This is a genomic window from Nocardiopsis halotolerans DSM 44410 (assembly GCF_000341065.1).
Lineage (GTDB): Bacteria > Actinomycetota > Actinomycetes > Streptosporangiales > Streptosporangiaceae > Nocardiopsis > Nocardiopsis halotolerans.
In genome coordinates this window covers 1-11,390 of record NZ_ANAX01000277.1, presented here as the reverse complement: position 1 = coordinate 11,390, position 11,390 = coordinate 1, and the positions used below count along the sequence as shown (strand labels likewise).

Genomic DNA, 11,390 nt, shown 5'->3' with positions numbered 1-11,390 from the left:
CGGCCACCCGCACGTCGTCGCGCAGCAGCCGCAGGTACCACGGAGTGGTGCCCAGGGCCTCGCTCACCTGCCGGAAGCCCAGCAGGCCCGCGTCGGGATCGGGCGCGTCGGAGAACCAGCCCAGCATCACCGGAAGCAGCGTCCGCTGGATCGCCGCCCGCCGCGACACCCCCGAGGTCAGCGACTCCAGGTGGCGCAGAGCCCCGCCGGGGTCGGCGAACCCCAGCGCCTCCAGGCGGTCCCTGGCCTGCTCCGGAGACAGGCGCGCCTCCTCCTCCGGGAGCTTCGCCACCGCGTTGAGCAGCGGACGGTAGAACAGCTTCTCGTGCAGGCGTCGCACCTCCGACGACACCCGGCGGCGCGCGTCGGTCAGCTCCCTGACCGGGTCCACGGTCATCCCCAGCCCCCGACCCAGGCGGCGCAACTGGTCGGGTCCCTCCTCCGAGGCGGGGTCGGGCATCAGGTGCGTGCGCCGCAGCCGGTCCAGCTGCAACAGGTGCTCCAGCCGCCGCAGGAACCGGTAGGCCTCCGACAGCCCCGAGGCGTCGCGGCGCCCCACGTACCCGTGCGCGGACAGCGCCGCCAGCGCCTCCAGGGTGTTGCCCGACCTCAGCCGGTCGTCGGTGCGCCCGTGCACCAGTTGGAGCAGCTGCACGGAGAACTCGATGTCGCGCAGCCCGCCCCGGCCCAGCTTGAGCTCCCGCTCCGCCTCACCGGCCGGGATGTGCGCCACCACCCGGCGGCGCATCGCCTGCACGTCCTCCACGAAGTCCTTGCGGCCCGCCGCCTCCCACACCATGGGGGAGATCACGTCCATGTAGGCCCGGCCCAGCTCCGCGTCACCGGCGATCGGCCGCGCCTTGAGCAGCGCCTGGAACTCCCAGGTCTTGGCCCAGCGCTCGTAGTAGACGCGGTGCCCCGACAGCGGGCGCACCAGCGGCCCGTTCCTGCCCTCGGGGCGCAGCGCCGGGTCCACCTCCCACAGAAGGCCCTCGGCGTCGGTCGCGGAGGGGACGCGCATCATCGCGGTCGCCAGCCGGGTCGCCGCGCGCATCGCCGCCTGGTCGTCCACCGGCTCCTCGGAACCCCCGTCCCCGACCGGTTCGGCGACGAACACCACGTCCACGTCGCTGACGTAGTTGAGTTCGCGACCGCCGCACTTGCCCATGCCGATGACGGCCAGGCGGCACAGCTCCGCGTCCCCGGGGTGCTCGGCGCGGGCCACCGCCAGCGCCGCGTCGAGCAGTGCCGCGGCCAGGTCGGCCAGTTCGGCGGCGACCTCGTCCACCGTGCACAGACCGCTCAGGTCGCGCCCGGCCAGACGCAGCACCCGCCTGCGGTAGGCCACCCGCAGAAGGTGTCGCAGGTCGGTGACGGACCCGTCCCCGACCACGGCGAGATCGGCGGTCGGAGCCGGGCTGTGGGGGTCGGCGCCCACGGTGTGCATCAGGCCGCGGCGCACCTCCTCCGGCTCGGGGGAGCGGGCGGCGTCGGCGCCCCGCAGCTCCCGCCAGTCGCCCGGATGGCGCACCAGGTGGTCGGCCAGGGCGGAGCTGCTGCCCAGCACCAGGCACAGCCGTGACCGCAGCTCACGGTCCTCGCGCAACGCGTCCAGGACCTCGGCGGGGTCGCTGTCGGCCTCCAGGACCCGGAGCAGTCCGAGCAGGGCCTGGTCGGGGTCGGGAGCCGCCGCGAGGGCGCCGATGACGTCGGTGTCGGCCCGGGCGTCCAGACCGGCCTCCTCCATCAACCGCAGGGCCCGGGTGCTGTCGCTGAAACCGCGCCTGGCGAGCGCGCCTGCCGTCATGTTGCTCGTTCCGTCCCTTGCCACGCGTCAACGGTAACGGCCCGGCCGGTGGGCGGGGCCGGTTCCGGAGCCGGGACGGGGCCGGTACCCGAACGGATACCGGCCCCGAGGGGAGGGCGCGGGGGACGCACCCCCCGGTAGGCCCCCACGTCCTAGATGTCGTAGTAGAGCTCGAACTCGCGCGGGTGCGGGCGCAGGCGCAGGGAGTCGATCTCCTCGGTGCGCTTGAAGTCCACGTAGGTCTCGATGAGGTCCTTGGTGAACACACCGCCCTCGAGCAGGAACTCGTGGTCGGCCTCCAGGGCCTCCAGGGCCTCGTCCAGCGACGCCGGGACGGTCTTGATGGCCCGGGCCTCCGCCGGGGGCAGCTCGTAGAGGTCCTTGTCCACCGGCTCCGGCGGCTCGATCTTGTTCTTGATGCCGTCGATACCGGCCATCAGCATGGCGGAGAAGGCCAGGTACGGGTTGGCCGACGGGTCCGGAACGCGGAACTCGATGCGCTTGGCCTTCGGNGGGTTTGGAGCCGGTCAGCGGCAGGCGGATGCAGGCCGAGCGGTTGCGCTGGCTGTAGACCAGGTTGATCGGGGCCTCGTAGCCGGGCACCAGGCGGTGGAAGGAGTTCACCGTCGGGTTGGTGAAGGCCAGCAGCGCCGGGGCGTGCTTGAGCAGACCGCCGATGTAGTAGCGGGCCGTGTCGGAGAGCTGGCCGTAGCCGGACTCGTCGAAGAACAGCGGCTCGCCGTCCTTCCACAGGCTCTGGTGGCAGTGCATGCCCGAGCCGTTGTCGCCGAACAGCGGCTTGGGCATGAAGGTGGCCGTCTTGCCCGCCTCGTTGGCGACGTTCTTGACGATGTACTTGTACAGCTGCACGCGGTCCGCGTGGTGGAGCAGGGTGCCGAACTTGATGCCGATCTCGGCCTGGCCCGCGGTGCCGACCTCGTGGTGCTGGAGCTCGACCTCCACACCGGAGTCGATCAGGGAGCGGACCATGTCCGAGCGCAGGTCGCTGTAGTGGTCGACCGGCTCGACCGGGAAGTAGCCGCCCTTGTAACGGGGACGGTAGCCGCGGTTGCCGCCCTCGATGGTGGAACCGGTGTTCCAGGCGCCCTCGATCGAGTCGATCTCGTAGTAGCCGGTGTTGGAGCGGGTCTCGAACTTGACGTCGTCGAAGATGTAGAACTCGGCCTCGGCACCGAAGAAGGCCGTGTCGGCGACGCCGGAGCCGCGCAGGTAGGCCTCGGCCTTGCGGGCCACGTTGCGCGGGTCGCGGCTGTAGGACTCCAGGGTCAGCGGGTCGTGGACGAAGAACGTCATGTTCAGCGTCCTGTGCTTGCGGAACGGGTCCAGCACGCCGGTGCTCAGGTCCGGGAGCAGCAGCATGTCGGACTCGTGGATGGCCTGGAAGCCGCGGATCGAGGAGCCGTCGAACATCTGGCCATCGGTGAACGTCGACTCGTCGACGTTCTCGGTCGGGAGGGTAACGTGGTTCACGCCTCCGAACAGGTCCGTGAAACGGACGTCGAGGAACTTGACGTCCTCGTCCCGGATATAGGCGAGCACCTCGTCGACGCTGCTGAACAAAACGAACCTCCGTGCAGGTGGCTGAGACGGTGGACCGGGGCCCGCCCCATCGCGGACACGTCGGATCGCGCGCCGTCTCCCGGCTTCGTCAACGAAGCTAGGAGCGGGGAGTTTCCACGCCATGTCTCGATTGTTTCCTGCATGTTACGGACCCGGCTGTTTCCGCGGACCACCACCTCTGACCCGGTGTTTCCCTTCCGTACGGGGCGGAAAGGGGCGCGGGACAGCATTGGTCGTGGTCCCCGCCACGGCCCCGCGCCGCGGGGCTCACGTCCGCTCGGGCGATCCGGGTACGGGGTCTTCCGCCAGGTGGATACCGTGGAGGGCATGAGTGACAAGGGCCGGGACGCGGCCACCGCGGCGGCCGGGGACGACTTCCAGTACCGGGGCAACCGGTTCGGTCTGCCCGAGAACGGCGCGGGTTCCGTTCCCAGCGTTCTCCGGCGCCTGGCCGGCCTCGCCCTGGACTGGGTGCTGGCCGTCGCACTGGCCTGGGGAGCCCACGGTGCGGGACTGGTCGGCTCGGGCCTGACCGCCCAGCAGGAGGTCGCCCCGGTGGTCAGCAACACCGCCCTGGTCGTCTTCGCGTTCATGAACATCCTCCTGCTCACCCTCTTCGGCACCACCGTCGGCCGCCGCCTCGTCGGGATCGGCATCACCGCCACCGGTGAGCGCTCCTGGCCGTGGTTCGTCTCCATGACGGTGCGCACCCTCCTGTTGTGCCTGGTCATCCCCGCCGTCATCTACGACCGCGACACCCGCGGGCTGCACGACCGGGCCGCCGGAACGGTCGCCACCCGCTACTGAGCCGTCACGGACGGTCCTTCGCGGCGGAAGGGCCCGGTGCGCGGGTGGGCGCACCCGCCGCGAGCTGCTGTTAGCATCCGTTCATCGCCTGGCCCGGGAACGGGCCGAACCCCCCCTCGTACGGCGCTCCGCGCCCTCTGCTCTCCCACGCACGCCGCACCCCTCCGAAGGTTCGCATGGCTGGAAAACGCTCCGCCCCCCGCCCCTCAGGCGCGCTGAACGCCATCCGCATGTCGGCGGGCCAGTGGATCGCCTGCGCTGCCACCGCGCTGGCCATCATCGCCAGCCTGGGCGGTTACGGCTGGTACCAGGGCATCGTCGGCAACATCACCACCGCGCAGGTGGACACCGACGCCTGGGACAGGCCGACCAGCGTCGAGGGCGTGATGAACCTGCTCATCCTGGGCTCCGACATCCGGTCGGGGGAGAACGCCGAGTACGGGGAGGCCGAGGGCGAGCGCCCCGACACGATCCTCATCGCGAGCATCAACGTCGACAGCGGTGCCGCCACCCTGGTCAACCTGCCCCGCGACCTGATCGTGGACCTGCCCGCGTGCGAGGCCGTGGAGGGCTACCAGGGGATGAGCGCGCACAGCGGCATGATCAACTCGGCCATGACCTACGGCGGTGTCGGCTGCCAGTGGAAGACCGTCGAGACGATCACCGGCATCCACCTGGACCACTTCGTCATGATGGACTTCGGCGGTTTCAAGGACATGGTGGACGCCATCGGCGGCGTGGAGATGTGCATCCCCGCCCCGATCGACGACCCCAAGGCCAAACTGTCGCTGGAGGCGGGGACACAGACGCTCAACGGCGAGGAGTCGCTGGGCTACGTGCGCTCGCGCTACGGCCAGGGCGACGGCAGCGACCTGTCCCGGATCGACCGGCAGCAGGAGTTCATGGGCGCGATGCTGCGTCAGGTGCTCAGCAGCGAGGTCATGACCAGCCCGGTGACCATCACCAACTTCCTCGGCGCCGTCACCGATTCGGTGACCACCGACGAGGAGCTGACCGTCGACATCATGACCGACATGGCCATCGCCATGCGCGAGGTCGACCTCGGGAACGTCCAGTTCGTCACCGCGCCCAACGGCCAGCACCCCACCGACCAGTACCGGCTGGCCCTGAGCCAGCCCGCGGCCTCCCAGCTGTTCGCGGCGATCAACTCCGGCGAGGCCCTCGCCGGATCCGAGGAGGAGGAAGAGGAGGCCTCCGAGGAGTCCGACGACGCCGAGGGGCCCGCCCCCTCCGAGATCTCGGTGGAGGTCCTCAACAACACCGGTGTCACCGGCCTGGCGGGCGAGGTCGAGGTCGCCCTCCTGGAGGAGGGCTACGACGTCACCGGTAACGGCAACCCCGTGGTGCGCTTCCCCGCGCAGACGACGGTCTACTACGCGCCCGGCCAGGAGGCGGCGGCCGACCTGCTGGCGGGTTCGCTGGCGAACGCGGTCACCGAGGAGGTCGCGGGCCTGGCCCAGGACCTGGAACTGGTCATCGGTCAGGACTGGGACGGCTTCGCCGATGGCAGCGGGTCCGAGTCCGACGTCTCCATCACCGAGGACCTGGGCGGGACCACCGCGGAGAGGACGGAGGAGAGCGCCTGCTGAGAGTGTGACCGAACTTCTGGTGGCTGGTCACGATCTGACAGGGTAAGTACCGTTCCGGTACCATCCGGCCGTTACGTCCGTGTCATCGCGCGCACAGTGCGGCGCGTTCCGCATCCCCGGCCGGACAGTCCCTGTCCCATACCGAATGCAGGTGCCTCGTGGCTCCAAGAAAACTGTCCTCGGCCCTGGCCGGGAGGATGTCTCTCGGCCAGTGGGCGGCGTGCGGAGCGACGGGACTGCTCATCGCGGGCAGTCTGACCGCGTACGCGGGTTACCAGGACGTCCTCAGCATCGAGACCGAGGAGATCAACACCGACGCCTGGGGAGACCGCCCCGCACAGGTGGAGGGGATCCACAACATCCTGCTCCTGGGCGTGGACAACGAGTCAGAGGGAGAGCGCCCCGACGTCCTGGTCGTCGTCAACGTCAACGTGGACGAGGACACCGTGACCATGGTCAACCTGCCGCGTGACACGATCGTCTCGCTGCCCGAGTGCCCGGCGAACGGCGACGCCCCCGGAGTGGCGGCGGGCACGAGGGACCAGATCAACCACGCCGCGACGTACGGCGGCATGGACTGTCTGGGCAACACGGTGGAGACGATCACGGACATCCACCTGGACCACATGGTGATGGTGGACTTCTCCGGGTTCGAGAACATCGTCAACACGCTCGGCGGGGTGGAGATGTGCATCCCCGAGCCGATCGACGACCCCAAGGCGCATCTGAACCTGAACGCGGGAGTGCAGACCCTCGACGGTGAGGAGGCCCTGGGCCTGGCCCGCTCCCGGAAGAGCACCGAGTTCGGCAGCGACCTGGAACGGATCGAGAGCCAGCAGCGGATCATGGGCGCCATCCTCCGCGAGGTCACCAGTGGCGAGACCCTGTCCAGCCCCACCACGCTCTACGACTTCCTGGGCTCGGTCACCGACAGCATGGTGACCGACGACGGGCTCACCGTGGACAAGATGGCCGAACTGGCCATCGCGATGCGCGAGGTCGACCTGGGCCGGATGAACATGGTGACCGCCCCGGTTCTCGAAGCCCCGAGCAACGAGTACAAGGTCGTGCTCGACGAGGAACCCGCCCAGCAGCTGTTCGAAGCGGTCGCCTCCGGTGACGTGCTGCCCGAGGAGGAGGGCGGCGAGGGCGGGGAGGACTCCGCGGAGGAGCCCGAGGAGCCCGCCGTCGCGCCCGGGGACGTGTCCGTTCGGGTACTCAACGGCACTGTCGAGTCCGGTCTGGCCGACGTCTTCCGGGGACTCCTGACGGAACGGGGCTTCAACGTCACCGGTATCGGCAACCCCCAGCTGCGCGACCCGGAGCAGAGCACCATCTACCACGGCCCCGACCAGCAGGCCGAGGCCGAGGCCCTCGCCGCCGTGCTCGACACCGTCCGGCTCGAAGAGGTGCCGGACATGGGCGAGGAGCTGGAGCTGGTCATGGCGCAGAGCGACTGGAAAGGCCTGGCTGGTGACGGAACCTCCTCGTCGGAGGGAGGCGGGGAGGACGGTGCCCTGGCAGGGCTCGGCGTCTCCTCGGCCGCCGAGGACGAGGTCAGCTGCGAGTAGGACCCCGCAGGCCCCACAGAGACCCCACAGGCTTCACCGAGGCCCCGTGCACGCCGCAGCAGGCGTCACGGGGCCTCTCGCGTGTGCGCGGAAGGCTCCGTGACGCCGATGGTGTGACAGACAGGGGCTTATCGTTTATCGTTATTATCGACAAACGATAAGAAAGAGGTTGTCATGTCCCTGCGCCGGGCGCTGTCCCCCCGCTGGTCCAGAGCGGACTCCGTGCTCCTCAGGTACGTCCTGGTGGTCTTCCTGGGTGCCCAGGCGGTGCACGCACTCTTCCTGGTGGTCTGGGGCGCCGGGTTCGTGGCCGCCGACACGAGCGCCGGGCTCAACGTGCTCACGCGCCCCCTGCCCTCCGACACGCCCCCGCCGCCGGTGGACGTCGCCACGCACGGCGACGTCACCGTGGAGGGGGTCGAGAACATGGTGCTGACCTTCCACGATCCCTCGGTGGCCGAGCGCCTTCTGCTGGTCGCCCCCGAACTGCTCACCGCGCTGGCCGCGGGGCTGGTCGGCTACCTCCTCCTGCGCATGGCCATGACGCTGGCCAAGGGCGACCCCTTCATCCCCGCCAACGTCCGCCGCATGTTCGCCATCGCCCTGACCGTCATCGTCTGCGCCTTCCTGGTTCCCCTCACCGAGGCGCTCACCGGTGCCGAGCTGGCATACCGGGTGGTGGAGACGGACACCGCCGTCACCCTCACCCTCAGCCTCAGCCTCGACGGCGGGATCCTGCCGCTGGTCCTGGTGGGGTCCGTCCTCGCCGCCCTGGCCGAGGTCTTCCGCCGGGGCACCCAGCTGCGCGCGGACGTGGAGGGGCTCGTCTGATGCCGCCCGAGGAAGCCACCGGTATCCGCGTCCACCTGGACGGTCTCCTGGCGGAGCGCGGCATGACCCTCACCCAGCTGGCCGAGCGGGTCGGCGTCACCGTGGTCAACCTGTCGGTGCTCAAGAACGGCCGGGCCAGGGCGATCCGCTTCTCCACGCTGGCCGCCCTGTGCCGCGAACTCCGCTGCCAGCCAGGCGACCTGATCGGCTACGAACCGGACTGAGCCCGGGTCCCCACACCCCGACCCCGCACGAAGGGGGCCGCCGCACCTCCCGGTGCGACGGCCCCCTTCGACGTTCGGACCCGGCCGGACTCAGCCGCCCATCTGGCCGCGCATGCCCCTGGGCATCTTGGCGCCCTTGGGCATGGGGCCCTTGGGCATCTGCATCTTGGAGGGCAGCGCCTTGAGGCGGTAGTTCAGCTCGGCGGTCCCGGCCTTGTCCAGGTTGCGCGGCAGCTTGACCAGCGTGCGCTGGAGCTTGGAGACCGGTACCTGGTCCTCGCCGTTGCCGACCTTGAAGTCGTAGATGGGCGTGTCGTAGGCGACGCGGGAGACGCGCTTCTTCTCACCGGCGATCAGCCCCTTGAGGCGGTTCGGGTCGCCCTCGCCCACCAGGACCACGCCCGGGCGGCCCACCACGCGGTGCACCACGTCCATCTGCTTGTTGGCCGCGACCCCCGGCTCGACCACCCAGTTGCCGCGCATGTTGTCCAGGATCGCCATCCCCGCCCCCAGGCGCCCGTCCAGCATCTTGTACTGGACGCGCTGCGCGGAGCGCGTGAAGATGATGAAGCCCACCAGGAAGGCGACCGGCAGACCGGTCAGCGGCCACAGGATCCACGAACCGGTCCAGACACCGATGCCGATGAACACCGCGAGGATGATCACCGCCGCGGTGACCGCGAGCGGGATGCTGCGGGGGCTCTGCTGGTGGACGACCTTGGCGACCATGCCGATCTGCTTGAGACGGCCCGGCTGCTTCTCGGCCCCGCCCTTGCCTTGGGCCGTGTTCTGGGAACCCTTGGGCTTCTTCGCCATCGTGCTCTCAGGCAGCGTGCGCCGACGCCGGTTCGGCGGGGAGGGACCCTCCCTGGGCTGCCTTGCCTCCTCTTCGCGGTCGTCCTGGGTGCGGCGCCCTCTGCGGCGCCACCGACGGCGCCTGTCCCCACCAGGATATGTGGACCTGCCCGTATGTGAGGAACGGTGGCCAGCGGGCCACCGTTCCAGCTTGGTCACGACTCGGGCGGAAAACCCGTTACGCGTTGTTCGCCAGCGCGGCGTTCTCCGCGTCCCGCTTCTCCCTGGCCTGCTTGTACAGGCGGCCAGCGCGGTAGGAGGAGCGCACCAGCGGACCCGACATGACACCGGCGAAGCCGATCTCCTCGGCCTCCTGGGCCAGCTCCACGAACTCCTCCGGCTTCACCCACCGGTCGATCGGGTGGTGCAGCTTGGAGGGACGCAGGTACTGGGTGATGGTCAGCAGGTCGCAACCGGCCTCGTGCAGGTCGCGCATCGCCTCGCTGATCTCCTCACGGGTCTCGCCCATGCCCAGGATCAGGTTCGACTTGGTGACCAGGTCGTCCTCGCGGGCCTCCGTGATCACCCGGAGGGAGCGCTCGTAGCGGAAGCCCGGACGGATCCGCCTGAAGATCCGCGGCACCGTCTCGACGTTGTGCGCCAGCACCTCCGGACGCGACCCGAACACCTCGGCCAGCTGGTCGGGGTCGGCGTTGAAGTCCGGGATGAGCAGCTCCACGCCCGTGTCCGGGTTGAGCTCGTGGATCTTGCGGACGGTCTCGGCGTACAGCCAGGCGCCGCCGTCCTCCAGGTCGTCACGGGCCACACCGGTGACGGTGGCGTAGCGCAGCTCCATCTTCCTCACGGAGTTGGCGACCTTGGTCGGCTCCATGCGGTCCAGCGCGGTGGGCTTGCCGGTGGCGATCTGGCAGAAGTCGCAGCGCCGCGTGCACTGGTCACCGCCGATGAGGAACGTCGCCTCCCGGTCCTCCCAGCACTCGTAGATGTTGGGGCAACCGGCCTCCTGGCAGACCGTGTGCAGGCCCTCGCTCTTGACCAGGGAGTGGAGCTCGGTGTACTCGGGCCCCATGTGCGCCTTGATCTTGATCCACGGCGGCTTCTTCTCGATGGGGGTCTCGCTGTTGCGCGCCTCCACGCGCAGCAGCTTGCGGCCCTCAGGAGCGATGGTCAACGTGAACCCGTTCCCTTCTGTGCCCCGTGCCGGGGACCCTTCCGCCCCTCGTGGGGGCACCGCGTCCCCGCGGGGACTGGCTCATGGTGTGGTGTGTCATCCACGGGCGGTGGCGCCGGGGAGCAGATCGGCGCCGTCGGTGTGGCTGTATCCCTCCGCGCCGAGGACGTCCGCCAGGTGCCGTTCCATACGCGGCCGTACGTCGGCCACGGTCACGTCGCGCCCGAGCTCGACGGAGAGCGAGGTGGTACCGGCGTCGGTGATCCCGCACGGGATGATCCGGTCGTACCACGACAGGTCATTGTTGCAGTTCAACGCGAGTCCGTGCATACCGACCCCTCGGGCGATCCGGCAGCCGATGGCGGCCACCTTGCGCTCGATCAGGCCGCGCTCGGGGTCGGCGTCCAGCCACACCCCGGTACGGCTCTCCACCCGCTTGCCGGTCAGGCCGTACTCCGCGATGGTGCGGATGATGGCCTCCTCCAGCATCCTGACGTAGGCGATCACGTCCACGGGGTCCGGCATGCGGACGATGGGGTACACCGTCAGCTGTCCGGGACCGTGCCAGGTGATCTTGCCGCCCCGGTCGATGTCCACGACGGGCGCCCCGGGGTCGGTGATGGGACGATCCCACCTCCCGGTGCGCTTTCCCGCGGTGTAGACGGGCTCGTGTTCCAGGAACAGGACGGTGTCGGCCACCTCATCGGCGACGCGGCGCTCGTGGAGCCGCTTCTGGAGATCCCAGCCCTGGTGGTACGGGACGGGAGTGTCGCCCAGCCATGCGTAAACGAGATCACTCACACATCCCACCTTACGCCCCGGAGGAGTGTGCCGGTCTGGCCAGGATGTCGGAAAGCGCACTGCCGATGGTGGGCAGCGCGAAGGAATAACCGGCCTTGGCCAGGCGTTCGGGCTCGGCCCTCAGGTCGATCAGGGCCGTCTCCTCGGCGAAGTCGCCCAGGGTCGCACGCA

10 protein-coding genes and 1 pseudogene are annotated in these 11,390 nt (G+C 69.8%); 5 read left to right on the top strand and 6 right to left on the bottom strand.

Features of this window, described 5'->3' with window-relative positions; genetic code table 11:
- Both D455_RS0121060 and glnA read right to left on the bottom strand, forming a co-directional pair.
- Positions 1-1,807, bottom strand: a 1,807-nt coding sequence (locus D455_RS0121060) for a bifunctional [glutamine synthetase] adenylyltransferase/[glutamine synthetase]-adenylyl-L-tyrosine phosphorylase (protein ID WP_017572669.1), incomplete at its 3' end; no start/stop codon positions are given.
- A gap of 152 nt (positions 1,808-1,959) precedes the next feature.
- Positions 1,960-3,388: pseudogene (glnA, locus tag D455_RS31195) on the bottom strand (type I glutamate--ammonia ligase).
- Between the two features lie 327 nt (positions 3,389-3,715).
- Between glnA and D455_RS0121040 the strand changes: the two are divergent.
- The 5 genes from D455_RS0121040 (at position 3,716) to D455_RS0121020 (ending at position 8,431) form a co-directional block, all read left to right on the top strand.
- On the top strand, positions 3,716-4,195 hold the full coding sequence (locus D455_RS0121040; protein WP_026122845.1) for an RDD family protein: 480 nt from the start codon (positions 3,716-3,718) through the stop codon (positions 4,193-4,195).
- A 176-nt stretch (positions 4,196-4,371) separates the two neighbouring features.
- Positions 4,372-5,805 carry an LCP family protein gene (locus D455_RS0121035; protein ID WP_026122844.1) on the top strand — a complete coding sequence of 478 codons (1,434 nt, stop codon included), beginning with the start codon at positions 4,372-4,374 and terminating at the stop codon, positions 5,803-5,805.
- 197 nt (positions 5,806-6,002) lie between these two features.
- A complete protein-coding gene (locus D455_RS0121030) occupies positions 6,003-7,376 on the top strand; it encodes an LCP family protein (protein ID WP_017572663.1) in 1,374 nt (457 codons plus the stop codon).
- A gap of 174 nt (positions 7,377-7,550) precedes the next feature.
- On the top strand, positions 7,551-8,207 hold the full coding sequence (locus D455_RS0121025) for a DUF2975 domain-containing protein (RefSeq protein ID WP_017572662.1): 657 nt from the start codon (positions 7,551-7,553) through the stop codon (positions 8,205-8,207).
- Positions 8,207-8,431, top strand: coding sequence for a helix-turn-helix domain-containing protein (locus D455_RS0121020; RefSeq protein ID WP_017572661.1), 225 nt, complete (start codon positions 8,207-8,209; stop codon positions 8,429-8,431). Before D455_RS0121025 ends, D455_RS0121020 begins: the two co-directional genes overlap by 1 nt.
- A gap of 90 nt (positions 8,432-8,521) precedes the next feature.
- On the opposite strand, the gene D455_RS0121015 is transcribed toward D455_RS0121020, so the two are convergent.
- The 4 genes from D455_RS0121015 to D455_RS33140 all read right to left on the bottom strand — a co-directional run bounded on the left by D455_RS0121015 (position 8,522) and on the right by D455_RS33140 (position 11,379).
- Positions 8,522-9,247 carry a DUF4191 domain-containing protein gene (locus D455_RS0121015; RefSeq protein WP_017572660.1) on the bottom strand — a complete coding sequence of 242 codons (726 nt, stop codon included), beginning with the start codon at positions 9,245-9,247 and terminating at the stop codon, positions 8,522-8,524.
- Positions 9,248-9,464: 217 nt separating this feature from the next.
- Complete coding sequence (lipA, locus tag D455_RS0121010; RefSeq protein WP_017572659.1) at positions 9,465-10,418, bottom strand: lipoyl synthase; 954 nt, start codon at positions 10,416-10,418, stop codon at positions 9,465-9,467.
- A 96-nt stretch (positions 10,419-10,514) separates the two neighbouring features.
- Positions 10,515-11,219, bottom strand: a complete 705-nt coding sequence (lipB, locus tag D455_RS0121005; protein WP_017572658.1) for a lipoyl(octanoyl) transferase LipB — start codon at positions 11,217-11,219, stop codon at positions 10,515-10,517.
- Positions 11,220-11,229: 10 nt separating this feature from the next.
- Positions 11,230-11,379 (bottom strand): DUF1731 domain-containing protein, encoded by a 150-nt coding sequence (locus tag D455_RS33140; protein ID WP_275040903.1) that lies wholly within the window; start codon positions 11,377-11,379, stop codon positions 11,230-11,232.
- Positions 11,380-11,390: the final 11 nt, after the last annotated feature.

Bases quoted from the DNA above. Each gene is read 5' to 3' on its own strand.
- D455_RS0121025 (WP_017572662.1), top strand. From the start codon at position 7,551: ATGTCCCTGCGCCGGGCGCTGTCCCCCCGCTGGTCCAGAGCGGACTCC.
- D455_RS0121030 (WP_017572663.1), top strand. From the start codon at position 6,003: ATGTCTCTCGGCCAGTGGGCGGCGTGCGGAGCGACGGGACTGCTCATC.
- D455_RS0121035 (WP_026122844.1), top strand. From the start codon at position 4,372: ATGGCTGGAAAACGCTCCGCCCCCCGCCCCTCAGGCGCGCTGAACGCC.
- D455_RS0121020 (WP_017572661.1), top strand. From the start codon at position 8,207: ATGCCGCCCGAGGAAGCCACCGGTATCCGCGTCCACCTGGACGGTCTC.
- D455_RS0121040 (WP_026122845.1), top strand. From the start codon at position 3,716: ATGAGTGACAAGGGCCGGGACGCGGCCACCGCGGCGGCCGGGGACGAC.
- D455_RS0121015 (WP_017572660.1), bottom strand. From the start codon at position 9,247: ATGGCGAAGAAGCCCAAGGGTTCCCAGAACACGGCCCAAGGCAAGGGC.